Here is an 18,475-nt window from a genome sequence, read left to right as displayed (position 1 = left end):
AGGGATGGCAGGACTGGTCGAAACCACTGATTTCAATGCAGTCGTCTCGGACATTTACGAGGCGTCGCTCAGCCCCGTGCACTGGGATCTGGCGCTGACCGGGCTGGTCAACCGGTTCGGCCGGGCGCGCTGGGACGTGGCGATGCTGGTGTGGGAACGCACCGAACCGGGCGGCGGACGCTTCATCGCCGCCAGCGGGGTCCATGAAATGGCCCGCGCGGCCTATGTCCAGATGTTTGCCGGACGCAACCTGTGGAGCGTGCGCGGTCACGGCATGCCGATCGGATCGGTTACCCATTCCGATCACCTGGTCGATCGCGCGGAATTCATCGAAAGTCCGTTCTACCGGGATTTTCTGGCGATGTTCGGGATGCAGGTGGCGCTGCTCGGGTCGCTCGACCGGCAGTCGATCGATCATCTTGGGCTGTGCCTGCCGGGGCCGCCCGATTGCGACGTCAGCCGGCTGGAGGAAGCGGTGGCCCTGCTGATCCCGCACATCCAGCGCGCGGTGCGGATTTCGCGCCGGATCGGCGAAGCCGAACTGGCCGCCGCCAACAGCATTGCCGCGCTTGAACTGGCGCCGTCCGCCGTGCTGCTGCTCGATGAACGGCTGGGGCTGGTCTATGCCAATCCGCACGGCCGAGCGTTGATCGAGACCTTCCACCTGGCGGACGTGTCGGGCCAGGTCCGCTTTGCCAGCCCGCTGCGCGAACACCTGTTGCGGCTGGTCGATCCCGCCAGCTTGCAGCACTGCCACCCGTTCCGGCTGCAGCGCGGCGGCCTGGATGGCCTGGCCGCCATGGCCATGCGGATCGATCCCGACCGCATGGGCGGGCTGAGCCAGGCCGGCGGCGCAGCGCGCCTGATGGTGGTGGCCGCGCACAACCCCAAGGTGAGCGAGGAAGGGGTTGACCGGGTGCGTGAATGGTTCGGCCTGACCCATGCCGAAGCCCGCCTGGCGCTGCTGCTGGCCGAAGGCGGCCGCCTGGAAGACTATTGCACCCTGCGGGGCGTCTCGCTCAATGCCGCGCGGTTCCTGCTCAAGGGCATTTTCGCCAAGACCGGGTGCAACCGGCAATCGCAGCTGGTGCAGCTGGTCAACGCCTCGCCGATCCACTGGGCCAGCGGCTTGCCCGTGGGCGACCTGCCCTCGCCGATCGGCTGAACCTACCCGAACGGGTAGCGCCCTTTCCCGGCGACGCCTGCATCCTCTCCGGCAGGATCGACGGGAAAGGAAACAGCCGTGGCCGGAAAAGCCGTCTCACTCATCGTGCTCGCAGCCTTGTTGCTGGCTGGCGGCGCGCAGGCGCAGCTGGGGATGAAGCAGGCCCCCGCCGTGCTGAAGCCAGCCATTGAAAAGCCTGCGCAGCTCATGGGGGCGAGCGCGACGGTGGCCGGACTGGTGGTCAGCGGGATCGCGCGGCCATGAGGGGGCTGTTGCTTTCGCTCGCCGCGGTGGCGCTGGCCGCCCATGGCCCGGCAATTGCTGTTGGTGGCAAGGTGCGCTTCTCCGCGCCGCAGGCCAAGGCAAAGTCCGTGCGGCGCGATGCGCTGAAGCCGGCCAGCGGGCCTGACGAGGGCTGCCCGGCAGGACAGGCTGAAGCTGGCTACCCCGTGCCCGATCAGGGCCCAGTCATGACCGGCGGTCCGGGGCGCAAGGGTGGTCCGGTGGTGGGGCCCGGCCCCGCCGCGCAGGACCGTGGCGGCGCGGCGGAATGGCGCCCGCCGCCGATCCCGCCACTGCGCGATGCCGCCTGCGGCCAGGCCGCGTCTGGCGATGGGCAAGGGCAGGCCGAATGGCGCCCGCCGCCGATCCCCCCGCTCAAGTAAGGACACGATCCATGTCACGATTGACCCGCCGCGCCCTGACCGCCCTCGCTCTCGCCGCGCTCGCCCCCACGGCCGTGCTGGCCGATTTCGTCACCGGCGGGTTCCTGGGGCCCGATACCTGGACCGATCCCGCGCCGGGGACTTACCAGATCAAGCTGCCGTCCACCCAGCTTTGCCTGACCCGGGAATCCGGCCTGACCCGCGCGATCGTGCCGCATCTGGTGCTGCGGCCCTGCGGGCCGGACCTGTTCGACCAGATGATCGAACTCGTGCCCAATGGCTTGACCACCGCGCCGCTGACCCTGGCCAGCCCGGTGACCTGGCGGATCCAGACCCGCCAGAAATGCCTGACCCTGGCCCGCAACGTGGTGTTCGGCGCGCCGGCGGTGGATGAACTGGACTGCGGGACCCGCCCGGAAGCGGCCGGAAATCCGGCGCTGGCGGGCGCGGCGGACCAGACTTGGCGCCTGCGCCGGCGCGGCGGGGCCGATCAGTTCGAGGTTCGCGCCGCCGATGGCCGGTGCTGGACCGCGCAGGGCGGTACCCCGCGCGATGGGGTGCAACTGGTAATGGAGCAGTGCAACGACAGCCTGGCCCAGCGCTTCCAGCTGAGCCGTCCCAAGGACGATGTCATGACCGAGCCCAATGCCCGCGCCGCGGAGACATTCGGCTGGTTCCGACTCAATCGCCAGTTCCAGCCGTTCCGCTTCCGCTCGCTGCCCCGGATGAACTTTCCCGGCGGGGACATCGTCGAGGCCGCTGGCCCCACCGCGAACGACCAGGGGGCGGAATGTGCGCGCCGCTGCGCGCAGAATTTCCAATGCAAGGGCTATACCTGGGTCGACCCGCGGGCCCGGGGCGGAACGGCGATGTGCTATCAGAAAAGCACTGTGGCCATGACCGCCGTGTCTGACAACTTCACCATGTCGGGGATCGTCGACCCGCGCTGAGCGCGGCGGTTCCCTACCCGGCGCCCGGTTCGCGACCCACCGGCCCCGCCGTACCCTTTCCGGGAGGACGTCTTTTGGCGTTCTCCCGGATTTTTATGTGGCATGCCCGGTGGTTCATCCCGGCGCAATGCTTGAAGCGCGAAGGGTTAACGGGCAAAAGGATGCGTATTCGCCGGGGCGGACCGCCCCGGCCAAGGGAGCTTGGGAATGATGACGCGGGGCAAGACGATTCGGGCATGGAGCGCAGGGCTGGCCGGCATGGCCACGCTGCTGGCCGCTGGCACCCCGGCCAGCGGCGCGCAGGCTCCGGCCCAGCCGGGCAAGGCGCCCGAAAGCATCTTGCCGGTGCCGCAGGCCAGCCCGGCGCCACTGCCGGCACCTGCGCCTGCTCCGGTCCCAGCTCCGGCCGCCAGCCCCGTGCCGGCGGCGCCGGGCGCGCCCGTGGTCGCGCCGCCCGCCGCGCCAGTGCTCGATCCGGTGATGAACTGGACCCTGGCCGATGCCCAGGCCCTGCTGGGCGTGATCACGGCGGTGGACGAAGATGGCCTGATTCCGGCGGACTATCAGCCCGATGCGCTGCGGGCGGCGATTGCGGCGGGGGCGGGCGCGGCGCTTGACGCTCAGGCCAGCCGGTCCTTCACCTGGCTGGTCGAAGACATGCGCGATGGCCGCACCCGCATGGATTCGCGCCACCAGTGGTTCGTGGTCGATCCGGACGTGGACCTCAACCCGACCGCCCAGGTGATGACCCAGGCGCTGGCCAGCCACGACATCGCCGGGGCGATTGCGGCGCTGGCGCCGACCCATCCCGATTACCGCGCGCTCAAGGCTGCGCTCGCCGCCACGCCCAAGGCCGAAAAGGCCGCCCGCAACCTGATCCGCGTCAACCTGGATCGCTGGCGCTGGCTGCCGCGCGACATGGGCAAGTACTATCTGCTGACCAACCTGCCCGAATTCCAGCTGCGGCTGACGGTCGATAATTCGATCATCAGATCCTACCGCACGGTCATCGGCAAGCCGGGCAAGACCCAGACCCCGAACCTGGCCGAACAGGTCGAAGCGGTGGTGTTCAACCCCACCTGGACCGTGCCGCAATCGATCGTGAAAGGCGAAGGGCTGGGCGCGCGGCTGCTGGCCAATCCGGCGTCGGCCGCACGGCAGGGATACAAGGTGACCAAGGCCAAGGACGGCACGATCACCGTGGTGCAGCAGCCGGGCGACAACAATTCGCTGGGGCGGATGAAGATCGACATGCCCAACGAACATGCGATCTACTTGCACGACACCCCGTCGAAGTCGCTGTTCAACACGCCGGTGCGCGCCTACAGCCATGGCTGCGTGCGGACCGAGCGCGCGGTGGAACTGGGCATGACCATGGCCATCCTGGGCGCGGGGATCACCCCGCAGCAGGCCGCCAACATCAGCCTGTCGGGCAAGTATACCCGGGTGCTGATGACCAAGACCTTCCCGGTCTACCTGACCTATTTCACCATGGCGACCGACATCTCGGGCAAGCTGGGCAAGTTCGCCGATGTCTACGGCCGCGACGTGCCGGTGCTGGCCAGTTTCGCCGCGCCGCGCGCAGCCTGGGACGGCAAGCGCAAGAGCAGCGAAGCGGTGGTGAAGCTGGACAACCCGCTCTAGCCGGCGGGCCGCCCCAGGCATTCCAGCAGCTGTACGATCTCGCCGGGGCGCAGCGTGGTTTCGCCCCGGCGCCAGGCGCGGATGATGCGAAAATCGCCGCGGTTCTCGATGGCCACCGTGGTGTGGCGCGCGGTGTTGACCAGTTCCCTGGGGGCCGGGCCGAACAGCGGGCGCCCAGGTTCGGTCAGGACCAGCCCGTCATGGCGCGGATCAAGCAGGCAGGCGCGCAGATCGGCCTCGGGGCGATAGGAGTGATCGCGGAACAGCAGGCGTTGCTCGGCCCGGTCGCGGCGCTGCGCATCCTCGCCGACTGCCACCAGCAGCGCCATCAGCGCGGCCATCACCACGATCATGCCGCCAAGGACCAGCCGCCGGGCCAGCACCGCCGGTTGGCTCAAGCCACGTCGATCCGGTCAGCGTAAAGCAGGCGCCCGCCGGAAAGGTGCCACAGGGCTTCGTTGAACTGGTCGGGCGACATGGCAAAGCAGCCTTCGCTGCGCCCCAGCTTGCCGAACCGGGCGATGTGGCTGGGCGCGGCATAGGCCGCCGGATGCATCACGATCGCCCGTTCGAGCGCCAGCGAGTTGTCGGGGTCCAGCCCTTCAAGCCGGATCGAGGTGCCGTACTTGCCCTTGTACCATTCGCAGGTGAGATAGGCCCCGCGCGAGGTCGCCTCTGATCCCGGCACGTTGGAAAAGGCCTGCAGGAAGCCGCTGTGCGCCGGGTCCGAGCCGCGCCCGTGGGCGACCAGGAAGCTGCGGATCTGCCCGGCTTCCAGATTGACGAAGTGGAAGCGCGGCAGAGTGCTGGGCCGGGCAAAATCGGCAATGCCGACGATGTCGTGCCGCCACACGGCGCTGCCGGCGCGGCCCAGTTCGCGCTTGGCGATTTCAACCAGCTTGCGGTCATAGGCCGGGTTCGCCGCCGCCGCCGTGGGCAGGGCCGGTTCCACCGGGGCTGGCGGCAGCGGCGCATCTCCGGTCAGCCCGAAGGCCTTGTCGAAATCGTCGTTCAGCGATTGAGCCAGGGCGCGGGCCGGCAGCGCGAGCATCGCGCCCGCGGCCAGTCCGCCCTTGATCAGATCACGCCTGTTCACGCCCGACTTCATATCACCCTGTGGATAAAGCATGCGTGAACGAATCGCCAAGAGGGAATCGGCAGATCAGCGCGCAGCCGCGCCCAGTTGCTGCAAGGCCGGGCCATCGACCCGCATCACGGTCCATTCGTCCATCGCCCGCGCGCCCAGCGACCTGTAAAACCCGATCGCCGGTTCATTCCAGTCCAGCACCGACCATTCCAGCCGGGCGCAGTCGCGTTCCACCGCCAGCGCCGCAAGGTGGGAAAGCAATGCCTTGCCGAGCCCGCTGCCGCGTGCCTCTGGCCGGACGAACAGGTCCTCCAGGTAGATCCCCGGCTTGCCCTCGAAGGTCGAGAAGTTGTGAAAGAACAGTGCGAAGCCTTGGGCCGCGCCGTCGATCTCGCCAATCACCACTTCGGCATAGGGGCGCGGGCCGAACAGCTTGGCGCGCAGTGTGGCTTCATCGAAGCGCACTTCGTGCAGCAGCTTTTCATAGTCCGCCAGCGCGCGGATCAGGTCCGCGATCAGGGGCAGGTCCGCTGCGCTGGCCGACCGTATGCTCAGGGTCATCGTTTCATCCTCTTGGTCAATTGGGGCCACATCACGCCCAGCGCCAGTCCGGCCATGACCAGCATGAACGCCAGCACTTTCCATGGCGGCAGGGCTTCGCGCAGCAGCAGTGCCGATGCGCCCATGCCGAACACTGGCACCAGCAGTGCCAGCGTGGCGACGCTGGCGGCGGGGTGGCGGTGCAGCAGCCAGCCCCAGGCGCCATAGCCAAACATGGTGTTGCCGACTGATTGCCACAGCACGGCGGCCCAGGTCTTGGCATCGGCGGCTTCCACCCCGGCGAGGATCGCCGGCCAGCCTTCGGTCAGCACGGCCAGGCCCAGCAGCGGCGGCACCGCGAACAGGCTCGACCACACGACATAGGCCAGCATGTTGACCGGCCCCGCCGCGCGGCTGGTCATGTTGCCCAGCGCCCAGCACAGCGCCGCCAGCACCACCAGCCCCAGTCCCAGCGGGGTGGCGGTGGCATCGGTGTGCACCGCGATCACGGCCAGACCGGCCACGGCCAGGCCCAGTGCTGCCAGCTGCCAGCGAGCCAGCCGCTCACCGGTGAGGCGCATGGCCAGGCCGATCGTGAAGAACACCTGGACCTGCACCACCAGCGAGGCGAGGCCGGGCGTGATGTCGCTGCGCATCGCGGTGAACAGCAGGCCGAACTGCCCGGCCCCGATCAGCACGCCATAGGTGGCCAGGTTGCGCCACGGCACTTGCGGGCGCTTCAGCACCAGCGCGAGCGGGAAGAACGCAAAGGCAAAGCGCAAAGTTGCCAGTGTCAGCGGCGGCAGGTGCGCCAGGGCCAGCTTGATTACGACGAAATTGGTGCCCCACACCGCCATGACGGCCAGCGCCAGCAGCAGGTGCAGCGGCGGCAGGGAATGATGCACGGGACGGTTCATCGCCTGTCCCTAGCGGTAATGCGCGTGCCTGTCAGCGGGCCTGGATCAGCATTCGGTCGCCCTGCAGGGTGACGTGGCCCATCCGGCGCAGCATGTTCTGGCCCAGCAGGTTCACGCCCAGGCCCTGGACCACCACGGCCTCGACATTGCGCAATTCGCTTTCGGCGAGGCGCAAGCTGTCCAGCATCACCGGCGCGCCATAACCGGTTCCGGATGCGGTCTGCATGATCGGTTGGAACGCGTCCGCCGGCACCTGGATGCCGATGGCCTCGGCGCTGTCTTCGGTCAGGGCGACCACGTCCGCCCCGGTATCGACCAGAAACCGCACAGCCTGGCCGTTGACCTCGCCGGAAAGGTGGAACTGGCCGCTGCTGCCGCGCTTCAGCACCAGCACGCCCTCGGGCGCGGGGGGCGGGCTGACCTCGGCCTGGGCGGGGCCGGTTTCCGCCACTTGCGGAGAGGGTGTGCCGGCCGGATCCGCCTGTTCGATCAGGCCGGCCGCAGCCAGCATCAGCAAGATCGCGCCAAGGGCAATGGCAAGCAGGCGGTACATGCCCCCGGTGCTACGCCCAAAGCCTTACCGTTTCGCGAACGGCGTTATTGCCCGGCGGCGGCTTCCAGTTCGGCGGCCTTGGCTTCGACCAGGGATACGATGTGCTCCAGCATGGCCTCGCTCTGCACGTGATGGTCGGTCACGCCCGAGAGGTAGACCATGTGCTTGCCGTTGCCGCCCCCGGTCAGGCCGATGTCGGTTTCGCGCGCTTCGCCCGGGCCATTGACCACGCAGCCCAGCACCGACAGCGACAGCGGGGTCTTGATGTGGCTGAGGCGTTGTTCCAGCGCCTCGACCGTGCGGATCACGTCGAAGCCCTGGCGCGCGCAGCTGGGGCACGAGACGATCCGCACCCCGCGGGTGCGCAGGCCGAGCGCCTTGAGGATTTCGAAGCCGACCCGCACTTCCTCTTCCGGTTCGGCGGAGAGCGAAACGCGTAGGGTGTCGCCAATCCCGGCCCACAGCAGGTTGCCGATGCCGATGCTGCTTTTTACCGTGCCGCCGATCAGGCCGCCGGCTTCGGTGATGCCCAGGTGCAGCGGGCAATCGACCGCTTCGGCCAGACCCATGTAGGCGCTGACCGCCAGGAACACGTCGCTGGCTTTCACCGCCACCTTGTATTCGTGGAAATCGTGGTCCTGCAGCAGCTTGATATGATCCAGCGCGCTTTCGACCAGGGCTTCGGGGCAGGGCTCGCCGTACTTTTCCAGCAGGTCCTTTTCCAGGCTGCCGGCGTTGACGCCGATGCGGATCGCGCAGCCATTGGCCTTGGCGGCGCGGACCACTTCGGCCACGCGATCACTCGATCCGATGTTGCCGGGGTTGATCCGCAGGCAGGCCGCGCCCGCATCGGCGGCTTCCAGCGCGCGCTTGTAGTGAAAATGGATGTCCGCGATCAGCGGGACGCGCGCCGCCTTGGCAATCGTGCGAAAGGCGCGGGTGCTGTCCTCGTCCGGGCAGGACACGCGGATCAGGTCTGCCCCGGCATCCTCGCAGCGGCGGATCTGGTCGATCGTTGCCACCGGATCGCTGGTCAGGGTGTTGGTCATGGTCTGCACGGTGATCGGCGCATCGCCGCCTACCGGCACGTTGCCGACCATGATCTGACGCGATGTGCGGCGCGTGATGTCGCGCCAGGGCCTGATGGATGACATGGCGCGCGATATAGGGGCTTAGAGCATCCGTGCGAAGAGGAATTCCGGATCGATGTGATCGCCCACCCGGAAGGTGATGTCCGCGACCTTGTCGAACCCGTAGCGGCGGTAGAAGCGGTGCGCCCCGTCGTTGTAGGCATAGACGGACAGCTGGGCCTCGTCCGCGCCGTGCGCCGTGAATTGCTCCATCGCCCAGTCCATCAGCGCCTTGCCGATCCCGCCGCCGGTGGCATCGGCGGCGGTGTAGAGCTGTTTCAGTTCCATTACCTTGTGCCCGCGCGCGTGCTCGGGAAAGCCGCAGGTCAGTCCGATCTTGCAATAGCCGACCAGCTTGCCGCTTCGCTCGGCCAGGCGGTAGACCCTGGCGGGATTGGCCAGTTCCGCCACGATTGCCGCTTCGGACAGGCTTTCGGCCAGGAAGGCATCGAGATTGGCCTGGCTGTAAAGGTGCCCGAACTTGGCGACGAAGCTGTCGGTCGCCAATTGCGACAGGGCGGGAATGTCGGCTGGCTGGGCGGCGCGCAGGATCAGGTCGGCGTCAGCGATCGCGGGTTTCGTCATCGCGCGGTTATGCTATGCGGGGGCGATGAAGACAAGCACTCCCGTTCGCTTGCTGGGCCTTGGCGCGCTGGCCACGGCCCTGTTGACGCAGCCCGCCCTGGCCAAGGGTAAGCGCGCGCCGCGCGCCGCACCGGGCTGGTCGCTGGTGATCCACGGCGGCGCCGGCACGATGAGCCGCGACAAGATGACGCCCGAGCGCGAGGCGGAATATCGCGCCGCGTTGACCGCCGCGCTGGAAGCAGGCAGCAAGGTACTGCGCGAGGGCGGGTCGAGCCTCGACGCGGTGACTGCGGCGGTGCGGGTGATGGAAGACGATCCCCACTTCAACGCCGGGCGGGGCGCGGTGTTCACCTGGGAAGGCCGCAACGAGCTGGATGCCGCGATCATGGACGGGCGGACCCGCGCCGCCGGCTCGGTTGCCGGGGTGACGCACACCAAGAACCCGGTCCTGCTGGCCCGCGCGGTGATGGAGCGCAGTGCGCACGTGATGCTGGCCGGTGCCGGGGCAGAGGAATTCGGCCGCCAGCAGGGGATCGAACAGGTCGATCCGGCCTGGTTCGCCACGCCCGAGCGGCAGCGTCAGCTTGAGGAGTTGAAGGGGAGCCAGAAGCTGTCGTGGTACGATGTCGATCGCAAGTTCGGCACGGTTGGCGCCGTGGCGCGCGACAAGGGCGGGCACCTTGCGGCGGCGACTTCGACTGGAGGGATCACCGGCAAGCGCTGGGGCCGGATCGGCGATGCCCCGGTGATCGGCGCAGGGACCTATGCCGATGACCGGGCCTGCGCGGTTTCGGCCACCGGGGCGGGCGAATACTTCATCCGCGCCGGAGTGGCGCACGAGATCTGCGCCCGGCTGCGCTTTCGCGGCGAAAGCGGGCAGGCGGCGGCCGACAAGGTTATTGCCGAAGTGGGCAAGCTGGGCGGCGACGGCGGCGTGATCGTGCTGACCCCGCGCGGCGAAGGGGTGTTCAGCTTCAACACCAGCGGGATGTACCGCGCCCGCGCGAACAGCCGGGGCGTCAGCGAAGTGGCGATCTTCAAGGACGAGGCGGCAAAGCGGAAGTAGCCGCGCCTCAGCCGAACTTGTCGGCCTTGCGCCGGCCCATGCGCATGCCGCTTTCCAGCCGTGCGCGCAGCTGGGTGTAGTAAGCTTCCAGGAAGGCGCGTTCATCGCCCGCGCCGGGCTGCCAGCCGATCTTGCGGCAGATTGCCTCGTGGACCTTGGCCAGCGCGTCGGGGCGGTTTTCGCGCAGGACGCGTTCCAGCGTCTGCAATTCGTATTCACCGTAAACCGCCAGTTCCGCCTCGCCGAAGCGGTATTCGGCGCCGGTCGCCTGGCTGCGCCCACTGGCCGCTACCTGCCCGGTGCTGAGCGCCGCCTCAAGCTTGCGGCGGGGGGCTTCGACCACCCAGGTGCCGGCGATCAGGTCACCCGCGCGCAGCCGGTCGCGGTTGAAGCAGGGGAACAGGGCAAAGCACAGGAACCACCCGGTTGCCGCCCAGCCCGCCGCGCCCAGATCATCGCCGCTGCGCGCCGCGACCAGCAGCATGACCGGCAGGAACAGCTCGATATCGCGCAGCAGGTTGCGCGCCAGGACCATCTCCGGGCTGAGCCGCCCGCCATCGCGCGCGGCGATGCGGATGCCGGTGATGCGCTTGCCCGGCGTCGCGCCGCGCGGCCCCAGTTCGAACAGCAGGAAATAGCCGTGGCGGAACAGGAAGATCACCGCGATCCACACGATCACCAGGAATTCCACCGCATGCTGCGCGCCGGGCAGGTCCTTGCCCAGCTTGTCCCCGGCCAGATCGGCGATCTGGCTGGCACTGATGCCCAGAACCAGCGTGGTCAGCACCATGGCCAGCACGATGATCCCCAGGTCCAGCGCTAGCGCGCCGAACCGCGTGCCCCGGCTGGCCAGGGTGACCGGCAGGGCGATCCCTTCGGGCGTGATCATCACCCGGCGGCGGTCGTCCGCGATGCGGGGCAGGGCGCGCTTCATTGTGCCTCGCTGCCCTGCGGGACGCGGCGGAAGGCGAAGAAATAGACCAGCCACAGGGCCAGCATCGACCCGCCGACGATGAACCGGCCGGGCGTATGGTCGATCAGCTGGCGGCCCAGCCCTTCCAGCATGCCCGCGATGACCAGCATCAGCACCACCCCGGCCATGACCACTGCAGCGCGCTGCCCGGCTTCGGCGGCGGCCTGCATGATCGATCGTTCGCCCGGAAAGGCCATCGACCGCCCGACGTGCAGCCCCGCCCCGCCCGCCAGCAGGATCGCCAGCAGCTCGGTCGTGCCGTGGATCGACAGCCAGGCGGCAAAGTCCACGGTGAGGCCCTGGCCGTGGAACAGCCACAGCATCGCCCCCAGCGTCGCGGTGTTCTGGACCAGCAGCAGCAAGGGCGGCACGCCAAAGGCAAAGCCCAGCGCGAAGCACAGGATGGCGATGCCCGCGTTATGGCTGAACAGCGATGCGGCGAAGACCGACAGGCCGTCCTGTCCGGCGTGGCCGAACAGTGTGGCGGACAGCGCCTCGCGGCTGGCGCCCGGCACGCGGCTATCCTGGAAGCCGCCCGGGACCAGCGAATAGTACCAGTCCGGGTCCTGCGCGCAGAGCAGCCAGCCGACCACGGTGCCGATCACCATCAGCGCCAGCGCCGCCAGCAACTCGGGCGCGATGGCGCGCACCGCCGCGCTCCACCCGCCGCCAAAGAACCGCCGCAGCCAGGCCCATAGCGTGGTGCGCGGGCCGTAAACCTGGAACCAGGCGCGCTGCACCAACCCTTCAAGATAGGCCAGCGTCGCCGCGTCGAGTGAGGTTTCACGCGCCACCGACAGGCTTGAGGCGACCGTGCGGTACAGCACCGGCAGGGCCAGCACGTCCTCGTCCGACAGCTTGCGGAAGCGGCCGCCCTCCATTCTGGCGACAATCGCTTCCAGCCGCTGCCAGTCGCGCTCGCGCTCTTGCCGGAAGCGGTCCGAGCGCAGCGCCGCCGCCTCGATCGCGGCGTCCTGCGCCACTGCCTTGCCGCCAAACAGGCCGAAGATCGCCATCAGCGTGCCCCTCTCATCCAATCGCGCCCTTGCGCTTGATCGCCAGGTAAGCGTCGAGCAAGCGGGTGCCGATCAGTTCGTGCGGGGCCTCGATCACGTCCACCCCCAGCTGCCGCAGCCGCGAGAGCACCAGCGCACGCTGGCGCAGCAGCGCATCGGCGCTGACCGCCATGGCCAGTTCCTGCATCCCCGCCGGTTCGGCGGTGGCGATGCTGTCCAGTTCCTCGTCGGCCATGGTCACGAACAGCACGAGGTGGCGACTGGTCAGCCGGCCGATGCTTTCGATCATCAGTTCGGCGCTGGTCGGATCGGTGAAGTCGGAAAAGACCACCACCAGGCTGCGGCGCAGGAGCCGCCCAGCCAGGGTCGCCAGGGCCAGGGTAAAGTTGGGTTCCTGCGCGTGATAGTCCGGCCCGGCGGCGGCCTGTTGCAGGCGGCGGAACTGGCGCGCATCGGTGACGAAGGGGGTGAACAGCTCGGGCCGGGCGGCAAAGCCGAACAGCGCGGCCTTGTCCCCCGCTTTCAGCGCGACATAGGCGGTGGTCAGCGCGGCGGACACCGCGCGGTCGATCCGCGGCAGCCCGCCCACCGGCTCGCACATCGCCTGCCCGCAGTCGAAGGCGAAGACGATCTGGTTGTTGCGCTCGGCCTCCATTTCCTTGGCATAGAGGTGCATGTGCCGCGCGCTCGATTTCCAGTCGATCCGGCGCTTGTCCATGCCCGGCTCGAATTCGGCCAGGGCTTCGAAGACCGAGCCTTCGCCGCGCATCCGCCGCGCGATCAGGCCAAATTCGGCGTTGCGCAGGAACGCCTGGAGCGCGGGCGAGCGTACTGCCGCCAGGTTGGGCCAGACCCGCACCGGCTGGCCCAGCGGCCGGACCAGTTGCCGCGCGCCCAGCCCCAGCGGCCCGGTCCAGCGCAGCCACAGCCGTTCGACTTCGCCCGTGCCGCGCCGGCTGGGACGATAGGCCAGGCGGCCCGCCCATGCCCCGGTATCGTCCGCGCCCGGGGCCAGCACCACTTCGCCGCGCCCGCCATCCAGCAGCCGCGCATCGGTGGCCAGCGCCATGGCCACGGCGCGCCGACGCCCGCCGGCAAAGGCGGCGCGGGCCGTCAGCCAGCTCTCCTCGCCCACTTCGGCATCGGGCTGCGTGGTCAGTTCGGCCAGCACGGCCCGGCCCGCCAGCTGCGCGTCGAGCAGCACCAGCAGCACCAGCGCCAGCGCGATGATTGGCGCGGCCACCCACGCGCCCGGCGCTGTCGCCGCGACCAGCACGGCCACGGGCGCCGCCGCCGCCACCAGCAGTGCGGCGCGGCCCGTCGGCACGATCGAGGCGCGGGGCAGGCTCATCGTTTCAGCGCGGTGCCTCTGTCGCTTCGACCAGGTCGGCGACCAGCGCCTCGACCTGCTTGCCCTCGATCTCGGCTGCCGGGCTCAGCAGCAGGCGGTGGCGCAGCACCGCCCCGGCCAGCGCCTTGACATCGTCGGGCAGGACATAGTCGCGCCTATCAAGCGCGGCGCGGGCGCGGGCGGCATTGGCCAGCAGCACCGCCGCGCGCGGGCTGGCGCCCGAGGCCAGGTCGGCGCTTTCGCGGGTCGCGCGGACCAGCCGGACCACGTAATCGACCACGCTGTCAGCCAGGGTGATCGCCTTGACTGCCGCTGCCGCCGCCGCGATCACCTCTGGCCCGGCCACCGCGCCAATGCCGAAATCGGCGGGGCGCTGCGGTCCGGCGCGCTCGCCAAAGCGGGCGACGATCCGCGCTTCTTCCGCCGCGCTGGGATAGGGCACCAGCAGTTTGAACAGGAAGCGGTCCAGCTGAGCTTCGGGCAGGGGATAGACCCCCTGGCTTTCGATCGGGTTCTGGGTGGCGACCACCAGGAAGTTTGCCGGCAGCGGGTGGGCGGTGCCATCCAGCGTGACGCGGCGTTCCTGCATCGCTTCCAGCAGTGCGGCCTGGGTCTTGGGCGGGGTGCGGTTGATCTCGTCAGCCAGCAGCAACTCGCAGAAGATCGGCCCGCGGGTCAGGGTGAACTGGCTGGTCTGGAAGTTGAACAGGTTCGATCCCAGGATGTCGCCCGGCATCAGGTCGGGGGTGAACTGGATCCGGCCAAAGTCCAGCCCCACGCTGGCGGCAAAGCATTGCGCCATGAATGTCTTGGCAGTGCCCGGCGGCCCTTCGAGCAGGACGTGGCCCTGCGCCAGCAGCGCGATCAGCAGCGCGTCGACGGTTTCGGCCTGGCCGACCACGGCCTTGCCCACTTCGGCGCGGATCGCGCCGGCCAGCGCGCCGACTTGGTCCAGGGTCATCGCAGTCATCGCTTCAGTGTCCTTTCAAGCGCGTGGAGGGCCTGCGCGGCGCGCAGCAGTTCAAGCGGGCGGCGGGCGGCGCGCAGCCGCGCTGCCGCCTGCGAAAAGGGTTCGGCCTGGGGCGCGCGGGCGGCCAGCGCGCGGTCGATCGCGGCTTCCACCTGGGCCGCGTCCAGCCGCTGCGGCAGGGCCAGCGCGCGGGCCAGCCGGTCGCGCGCGGCATCGGCATAGGGCGGCGCGACAAGGTAGAGCCGCCGCGTGCGCCGCACCAGTCCCGCCGCATTGCCAACCAGCGCGCGTTTGCCAAAGGCCAGCACCCGGGTGGCCAGGCGCGGCGGACCGAACCGGTTGAAGCTGCGCCAGCCGGTGACCACGGCGGCCAGCAGCAGGCACAGCGTGGCCGCTAGGAACGGCGGGGTGAAAGCCAGGGTCAGCAGGTTCTGCGAGCGGGCAAAGCCGTTCAGCGTCAGGTCGAACATGACCTTCTTTTCGGCCCCGTCCAGGCTTGCCCGGACCAGCCGTTCGGCCAGCTGGGCGTTGGCCTGGTCGGCAAAGCCGTAGTTGTTGACGAGGTCCGGCTCGAACACGAAGACCAGCGGGTAAAGGCCGTCATCCTCGCCCGGCTCGATCTCGAAATCAGTCTCGGCAATGGCGTCGAGCGCATCGGTCCTGCCGCCGTCATTGCCGATGTAGCCCGCCAGGATCCGGGCATCCTGATCGCCGATGACCAGCGGGATGACATTGTCGCCCTTGCCGGACATGACATTTTCGGCTGCGGGCAGTTCCCCGGCGGCGCCGGCGCCGGTCCAGCGCGCGGTCTTGCCGCCGGCGCGCATCGGCTTGATATCAATGGCGATGTCATCGTGGAACCGGTTCCACACCGGCGCCATCGGCGGGCCCAGCGCGATCCAGCCCTGCCGCGCCTTGGGATTGGCCTGGGGGTTGAGCGGCACCGGCTGCCACTTGGGCAGGATCACCATGGTCGGCCCCACGCGGCGGCGGCGCGCGACCAGCTGGGCAATGTCCTGGCCATTGATGAAATGCGGCGGGGTCAGCACCAGCAGGCCCGGCTGCTTGAGATTGGCCTTGGACTGGACCCGGCTGACCGCATAGCCGCGCCGTTCAAGGTAATCGGCCATGGCGGCATAGCCGACCAGCCCCCTGCCGCCGACGGTGGCCTGGCCATTGTTGGTGTTGCCGCCGGTCATGCCCGCGCCGACGAACCACAGGAACGCCAGGAAGGCGGCCGCGCCGACCACCACCATGCCCAGCACGGTGCGCGGACTGAACGGGCTTTCGCCGCGCGCGCTCATGCCGGCAGGCGCTCCAGCGCGAAGCGGGCATAGGCCTCGCGCGCGGCCTGCCAGTCGCCTGCATCCAGGCTGCGTAGCGCGAACAGACTGCGTTCGACCCGGGTGGCGATCAGGCCGAAGGCGTCGCGCGCCGGGGCGGGCAGCTGGGCGATCCCGGCGATTTCGCGCGCGGTGCTGGCGGGGTGGACCCAGTCGGGCCGGGCTGCGGCGATCTGGGCCACGCTGCGGCGCAGCAGCAGGTGGGTTGCCTCGTCGAACCGGCCTTCGCGCGCGAGCCGGTCGGCATCCTCCAGCAGCGCCAGCGCGGCATCGCGGTCCGGCACCCACTCAGGCTCGGCGGCAGCCTGCTTGCGGCGGCCTTCGAGCAGCGGTTCGGCCAGTCGCCACGCGGCCCACAGCACGGCCAGGACCGCCAGCGCCAGCAGCACCCATTGCAGCACCGGCCAGCTGGTGCCGAGCATCTGCGCCAGCGGCTCGAACAGGTCCTGAAGCCACTTCAGCCATTCCGGCGTCTTGGGCGCGGGCGGCAGCGGCAGCGGTTCGAACTGGATGTCGCCGTTGCCGCGCACGGCCTGCCAGTCGCGCGCGGCCTGGTCTGCGGCTGAAGCCCCCCTGATTGGCACCGGCTGCGTGGTCACGCCTAATGTGGTGGCATGGCGCAAGCCACGGAGCAAGCAGCGGTTTTGGTTAACCGCGCGGCAGTTCCTGCGGATAGGTGCCGAGCATGCGCAGCTCCTTGCAATGGAACGCCAGTTCTTCCAGTGCGCGGTCCACCGCCGGATCGCCGGGCGCGCCGACGATGTCGGCATAGAAGGTGGTCGCGGCAAAGCTGGCACCCTTCTGGTAGCTTTCCAGCTTGGTCATGTTGACCCCGTTGGTGGCGAACCCGCCGAGCGCCTTGAACAGCGCGGCGGGAATGTTCTTCACTTCGAACACGAAGGTCGTCATCGCGGGACCGCCATTCAGCGTGGCCGGATCAAGCGGCTGCTGTGCCAGCACGACGAAGCGGGTGGTGTTGTCGGCGGCATCCTCGACATTGTCGGCGATGACCTTCAGGCCATAGAGCTCGGCCGCGATGCGCGGCGCGATCGCGCAGGCCTGGGGATCGTCCATTTCCGCGACGAAGGCCGCCGCGCCCGCCGTGTCGGCATAGGCCATCGGCACGATCCCCCGCTCGCGCAGGAAGAACCGCGACTGGCCCAGCGCCTGCGGGTGCGAATAGGCGGCGGTGAAGGGGCCGTCGCCCTTGGCCATCAGGGCGTGATGGATCGACAGGAAGTGCTCGCCCACGATCGACAGCCCGCTTTCGGGCAGCAGGAAATGGATGTCGGCCACGCGGCCGTGCTGCGAATTCTCGATCGGGATGATCGCGCGGGCGGCGCGTCCGTCCTTGACCGCCTCCAGCGCGTCTTCGAAGCTGAAGCACGGCAGTGGCAGGCAATCGGGCGCATATTCCATCGCCGCGCGGTGCGAATTGGCCCCCGGCGCGCCCTGAAAGCTGATCGCGCGCGCCGGATCGGCGGCGGCCGCAGCGGCCATTTCCTGGACTCGGGCGAGCGCTGGCGCGGGGTAACTGTGCATGGCTTGCCACTAGGCCCCGAAATTCCGCCCCGCAACCCTAGACCGGGCTAGACCGGCTGGGCCCCCGATCCGCGCCCGCCGCGCAGGAAATACTCCTGCGTGCCCCGGTGCAGCACGTCGTCCACGTCGATCACCGCGGTGTTGGCGTAAGTGAACCCCGGCGGGAGCGAGCGGTAGAGCCGGTCGAAATCGCGGTCCACGGTATCGTGATACAGCGCCGCAAAGCTCTCGATCACGAAATAGGTGGGTTGCAGATCGTCGATCACATAGTCGGTGCGCATCACCCGGTCGACGTTGAGCATGATCCGGTTGGGGCTCTCCGCCTCGAGGCAGAACACCGCCTCGGTCGGGCCGGAAAGGATCCCGGCGCCATAGGCGCGCAGGCCGCCCGCTTCCTGGATCAGCCCGAATTCGACCGTGTACCAGTATAGTGCGCCCAGCGCTTTCAGCCGGTTGTGGCGCATCGCCTTCCACCCGGCGCGGCCGTATTCCTGCATGTAATCGGCATAGGTCGGATCGGCTAGCATCGGCACGTGTCCGAACACGTCGTGGAACACGTCGGGTTCCTGGATATAGTCGAACTGGTCGCGCGTGCGGATGAAGTTTCCGGCGGGAAAGCGCCGGTTGGCAAGGTGCCAGAAGAATACGTGATCGGGGATCAGCATCGGCACGGGGACCACGCTCCACCCGGTCAGCGCGCCCAGTTCCTCGCTCAGCCGCGCGAATTCGGGCACCCCGCCGCGTCCGAGGTCGAGCTTGTCCAGCCCGGCGAGGAAGGCGCTGGCGGCGCGGCCCGGCAGCACGTCCATCTGACGGGCAAACAGCGCGTCCCACACCGCGTGCTCAACCGCGGTATAAACGCGCTGAGCCGGTTCTAGCCAGTCCTCCGCGACACCAAGCGGGCGTTGCAGCGGGGCGGTATAGATGTGCGCGCCCAGGTCAGGCAGGCGGGTAAAATCGGTCTCGGCCATGGTTGCA

General features: G+C 69.1%; 21 protein-coding genes. 6 read left to right on the top strand and 15 right to left on the bottom strand.

The annotated features are described in order from the left end of the window. The first annotated feature begins 4 nt into the window (after nucleotides 1-4). The 5 genes from ACE3N9_RS12760 (at nucleotide 5) to ACE3N9_RS12740 (ending at nucleotide 4,424) form a co-directional block, all read left to right on the top strand. Nucleotides 5-1,165, top strand: coding sequence for a helix-turn-helix transcriptional regulator (locus tag ACE3N9_RS12760; protein WP_374284127.1), 1,161 nt, complete (start codon nucleotides 5-7; stop codon nucleotides 1,163-1,165). 78 nt (nucleotides 1,166-1,243) lie between these two features. Next, nucleotides 1,244-1,429: a hypothetical protein gene (locus tag ACE3N9_RS12755; protein WP_374284125.1), complete on the top strand. Its 186-nt coding sequence runs from the start codon at nucleotides 1,244-1,246 to the stop codon at nucleotides 1,427-1,429. Continuing rightward, a complete protein-coding gene (locus tag ACE3N9_RS12750; RefSeq protein ID WP_374284124.1) occupies nucleotides 1,426-1,830 on the top strand; it encodes a hypothetical protein in 405 nt (134 codons plus the stop codon). Before ACE3N9_RS12755 ends, ACE3N9_RS12750 begins: the two co-directional genes overlap by 4 nt. Before the next feature lie 11 nt (nucleotides 1,831-1,841). Next, complete coding sequence (locus ACE3N9_RS12745; RefSeq protein ID WP_374284123.1) at nucleotides 1,842-2,780, top strand: PAN domain-containing protein; 939 nt, start codon at nucleotides 1,842-1,844, stop codon at nucleotides 2,778-2,780. 207 nt (nucleotides 2,781-2,987) lie between these two features. Next, nucleotides 2,988-4,424, top strand: coding sequence for a L,D-transpeptidase family protein (locus tag ACE3N9_RS12740; RefSeq protein ID WP_374284122.1), 1,437 nt, complete (start codon nucleotides 2,988-2,990; stop codon nucleotides 4,422-4,424). On the opposite strand, the gene ACE3N9_RS12735 is transcribed toward ACE3N9_RS12740, so the two are convergent. The 7 genes from ACE3N9_RS12735 to ACE3N9_RS12705 all read right to left on the bottom strand — a co-directional run bounded on the left by ACE3N9_RS12735 (nucleotide 4,421) and on the right by ACE3N9_RS12705 (nucleotide 9,236). Further along, on the bottom strand, nucleotides 4,421-4,822 hold the full coding sequence (locus ACE3N9_RS12735) for a hypothetical protein (RefSeq protein ID WP_374284121.1): 402 nt from the start codon (nucleotides 4,820-4,822) through the stop codon (nucleotides 4,421-4,423). The two genes, ACE3N9_RS12740 and ACE3N9_RS12735, sit on opposite strands and share 4 nt — an antisense overlap. Beyond that, complete coding sequence (locus ACE3N9_RS12730; RefSeq protein WP_374284120.1) at nucleotides 4,819-5,520, bottom strand: murein L,D-transpeptidase catalytic domain-containing protein; 702 nt, start codon at nucleotides 5,518-5,520, stop codon at nucleotides 4,819-4,821. The genes ACE3N9_RS12735 and ACE3N9_RS12730 overlap by 4 nt, the downstream gene beginning before the upstream one ends. Before the next feature lie 66 nt (nucleotides 5,521-5,586). Then, nucleotides 5,587-6,072 carry an N-acetyltransferase family protein gene (locus ACE3N9_RS12725; RefSeq protein WP_374284119.1) on the bottom strand — a complete coding sequence of 162 codons (486 nt, stop codon included), beginning with the start codon at nucleotides 6,070-6,072 and terminating at the stop codon, nucleotides 5,587-5,589. After that, nucleotides 6,069-6,968, bottom strand: coding sequence for an EamA family transporter (locus tag ACE3N9_RS12720; RefSeq protein WP_374284118.1), 900 nt, complete (start codon nucleotides 6,966-6,968; stop codon nucleotides 6,069-6,071). The genes ACE3N9_RS12725 and ACE3N9_RS12720 overlap by 4 nt, the downstream gene beginning before the upstream one ends. 31 nt (nucleotides 6,969-6,999) lie before the next feature. Then, nucleotides 7,000-7,521, bottom strand: coding sequence for a TIGR02281 family clan AA aspartic protease (locus ACE3N9_RS12715; protein WP_374284116.1), 522 nt, complete (start codon nucleotides 7,519-7,521; stop codon nucleotides 7,000-7,002). 44 nt (nucleotides 7,522-7,565) lie between these two features. Next, nucleotides 7,566-8,675 (bottom strand): flavodoxin-dependent (E)-4-hydroxy-3-methylbut-2-enyl-diphosphate synthase, encoded by a 1,110-nt coding sequence (gene ispG / locus ACE3N9_RS12710; protein ID WP_374284115.1) that lies wholly within the window; start codon nucleotides 8,673-8,675, stop codon nucleotides 7,566-7,568. A gap of 18 nt (nucleotides 8,676-8,693) precedes the next feature. Next, the gene (locus ACE3N9_RS12705) at nucleotides 8,694-9,236 is read right to left on the bottom strand and encodes an N-acetyltransferase family protein (protein WP_374284114.1); all 543 of its coding nucleotides are present in this window, start codon (nucleotides 9,234-9,236) and stop codon (nucleotides 8,694-8,696) included. Between the two features lie 25 nt (nucleotides 9,237-9,261). Between ACE3N9_RS12705 and ACE3N9_RS12700 the strand changes: the two genes are divergently transcribed. Then, nucleotides 9,262-10,302, top strand: coding sequence for an isoaspartyl peptidase/L-asparaginase family protein (locus ACE3N9_RS12700; protein WP_374284113.1), 1,041 nt, complete (start codon nucleotides 9,262-9,264; stop codon nucleotides 10,300-10,302). Between the two features lie 7 nt (nucleotides 10,303-10,309). Here ACE3N9_RS12700 and ACE3N9_RS12695 read toward each other — a convergent pair whose 3' ends face one another. The 8 genes from ACE3N9_RS12695 to phhA are packed head-to-tail and all read right to left on the bottom strand — an operon-like array spanning nucleotide 10,310 to nucleotide 18,468. Then, nucleotides 10,310-11,236 (bottom strand): RDD family protein, encoded by a 927-nt coding sequence (locus ACE3N9_RS12695; RefSeq protein ID WP_374284112.1) that lies wholly within the window; start codon nucleotides 11,234-11,236, stop codon nucleotides 10,310-10,312. Continuing rightward, nucleotides 11,233-12,291 carry a stage II sporulation protein M gene (locus ACE3N9_RS12690; RefSeq protein WP_374284111.1) on the bottom strand — a complete coding sequence of 353 codons (1,059 nt, stop codon included), beginning with the start codon at nucleotides 12,289-12,291 and terminating at the stop codon, nucleotides 11,233-11,235. Before ACE3N9_RS12690 ends, ACE3N9_RS12695 begins: the two co-directional genes overlap by 4 nt. Before the next feature lie 13 nt (nucleotides 12,292-12,304). Then, on the bottom strand, nucleotides 12,305-13,642 hold the full coding sequence (locus ACE3N9_RS12685; protein ID WP_374284110.1) for a DUF58 domain-containing protein: 1,338 nt from the start codon (nucleotides 13,640-13,642) through the stop codon (nucleotides 12,305-12,307). Nucleotides 13,643-13,646: 4 nt separating this feature from the next. Beyond that, the gene (locus ACE3N9_RS12680; RefSeq protein WP_374284166.1) at nucleotides 13,647-14,603 is read right to left on the bottom strand and encodes an AAA family ATPase; all 957 of its coding nucleotides are present in this window, start codon (nucleotides 14,601-14,603) and stop codon (nucleotides 13,647-13,649) included. A 5-nt stretch (nucleotides 14,604-14,608) separates the two neighbouring features. Beyond that, nucleotides 14,609-15,916 carry a DUF4350 domain-containing protein gene (locus ACE3N9_RS12675; protein ID WP_374284109.1) on the bottom strand — a complete coding sequence of 436 codons (1,308 nt, stop codon included), beginning with the start codon at nucleotides 15,914-15,916 and terminating at the stop codon, nucleotides 14,609-14,611. Next, nucleotides 15,913-16,554, bottom strand: a complete 642-nt coding sequence (locus ACE3N9_RS12670; protein WP_374284108.1) for a hypothetical protein — start codon at nucleotides 16,552-16,554, stop codon at nucleotides 15,913-15,915. Before ACE3N9_RS12670 ends, ACE3N9_RS12675 begins: the two co-directional genes overlap by 4 nt. Before the next feature lie 49 nt (nucleotides 16,555-16,603). After that, a complete protein-coding gene (locus ACE3N9_RS12665) occupies nucleotides 16,604-17,497 on the bottom strand; it encodes a prephenate dehydratase (protein ID WP_374284106.1) in 894 nt (297 codons plus the stop codon). Nucleotides 17,498-17,544: 47 nt separating this feature from the next. Then, a complete protein-coding gene (gene phhA / locus ACE3N9_RS12660; RefSeq protein ID WP_374284104.1) occupies nucleotides 17,545-18,468 on the bottom strand; it encodes a phenylalanine 4-monooxygenase in 924 nt (307 codons plus the stop codon). Between the last annotated feature and the right edge of the window lie 7 nt (nucleotides 18,469-18,475).

The organism is Novosphingobium sp. (assembly GCF_041905565.1).
Classification (GTDB): Bacteria; Pseudomonadota; Alphaproteobacteria; order Sphingomonadales; family Sphingomonadaceae; genus Novosphingobium.
This window is presented reverse-complemented; position numbering and strand designations above follow the sequence as displayed.

Excerpts from the sequence above, each read along its gene's own strand:
- ACE3N9_RS12760 (WP_374284127.1), top strand. The coding sequence starts at position 5 with ATGGCAGGACTGGTCGAAACCACTGATTTCAATGCAGTCGTCTCGGAC.
- ACE3N9_RS12750 (WP_374284124.1), top strand. The coding sequence starts at position 1,426 with ATGAGGGGGCTGTTGCTTTCGCTCGCCGCGGTGGCGCTGGCCGCCCAT.
- ACE3N9_RS12745 (WP_374284123.1), top strand. The coding sequence starts at position 1,842 with ATGTCACGATTGACCCGCCGCGCCCTGACCGCCCTCGCTCTCGCCGCG.
- ACE3N9_RS12740 (WP_374284122.1), top strand. The coding sequence starts at position 2,988 with ATGATGACGCGGGGCAAGACGATTCGGGCATGGAGCGCAGGGCTGGCC.
- ACE3N9_RS12725 (WP_374284119.1), bottom strand. The coding sequence starts at position 6,072 with ATGACCCTGAGCATACGGTCGGCCAGCGCAGCGGACCTGCCCCTGATC.
- ACE3N9_RS12720 (WP_374284118.1), bottom strand. The coding sequence starts at position 6,968 with ATGAACCGTCCCGTGCATCATTCCCTGCCGCCGCTGCACCTGCTGCTG.
- ACE3N9_RS12715 (WP_374284116.1), bottom strand. The coding sequence starts at position 7,521 with ATGTACCGCCTGCTTGCCATTGCCCTTGGCGCGATCTTGCTGATGCTG.
- ispG (WP_374284115.1), bottom strand. The coding sequence starts at position 8,675 with ATGTCATCCATCAGGCCCTGGCGCGACATCACGCGCCGCACATCGCGT.
- ACE3N9_RS12705 (WP_374284114.1), bottom strand. The coding sequence starts at position 9,236 with ATGACGAAACCCGCGATCGCTGACGCCGACCTGATCCTGCGCGCCGCC.
- ACE3N9_RS12700 (WP_374284113.1), top strand. The coding sequence starts at position 9,262 with ATGAAGACAAGCACTCCCGTTCGCTTGCTGGGCCTTGGCGCGCTGGCC.
- ACE3N9_RS12695 (WP_374284112.1), bottom strand. The coding sequence starts at position 11,236 with ATGAAGCGCGCCCTGCCCCGCATCGCGGACGACCGCCGCCGGGTGATG.
- ACE3N9_RS12690 (WP_374284111.1), bottom strand. The coding sequence starts at position 12,291 with ATGGCGATCTTCGGCCTGTTTGGCGGCAAGGCAGTGGCGCAGGACGCC.
- ACE3N9_RS12685 (WP_374284110.1), bottom strand. The coding sequence starts at position 13,642 with ATGAGCCTGCCCCGCGCCTCGATCGTGCCGACGGGCCGCGCCGCACTG.
- ACE3N9_RS12680 (WP_374284166.1), bottom strand. The coding sequence starts at position 14,603 with ATGACCCTGGACCAAGTCGGCGCGCTGGCCGGCGCGATCCGCGCCGAA.
- ACE3N9_RS12675 (WP_374284109.1), bottom strand. The coding sequence starts at position 15,916 with ATGAGCGCGCGCGGCGAAAGCCCGTTCAGTCCGCGCACCGTGCTGGGC.
- ACE3N9_RS12665 (WP_374284106.1), bottom strand. The coding sequence starts at position 17,497 with ATGCACAGTTACCCCGCGCCAGCGCTCGCCCGAGTCCAGGAAATGGCC.
- phhA (WP_374284104.1), bottom strand. The coding sequence starts at position 18,468 with ATGGCCGAGACCGATTTTACCCGCCTGCCTGACCTGGGCGCGCACATC.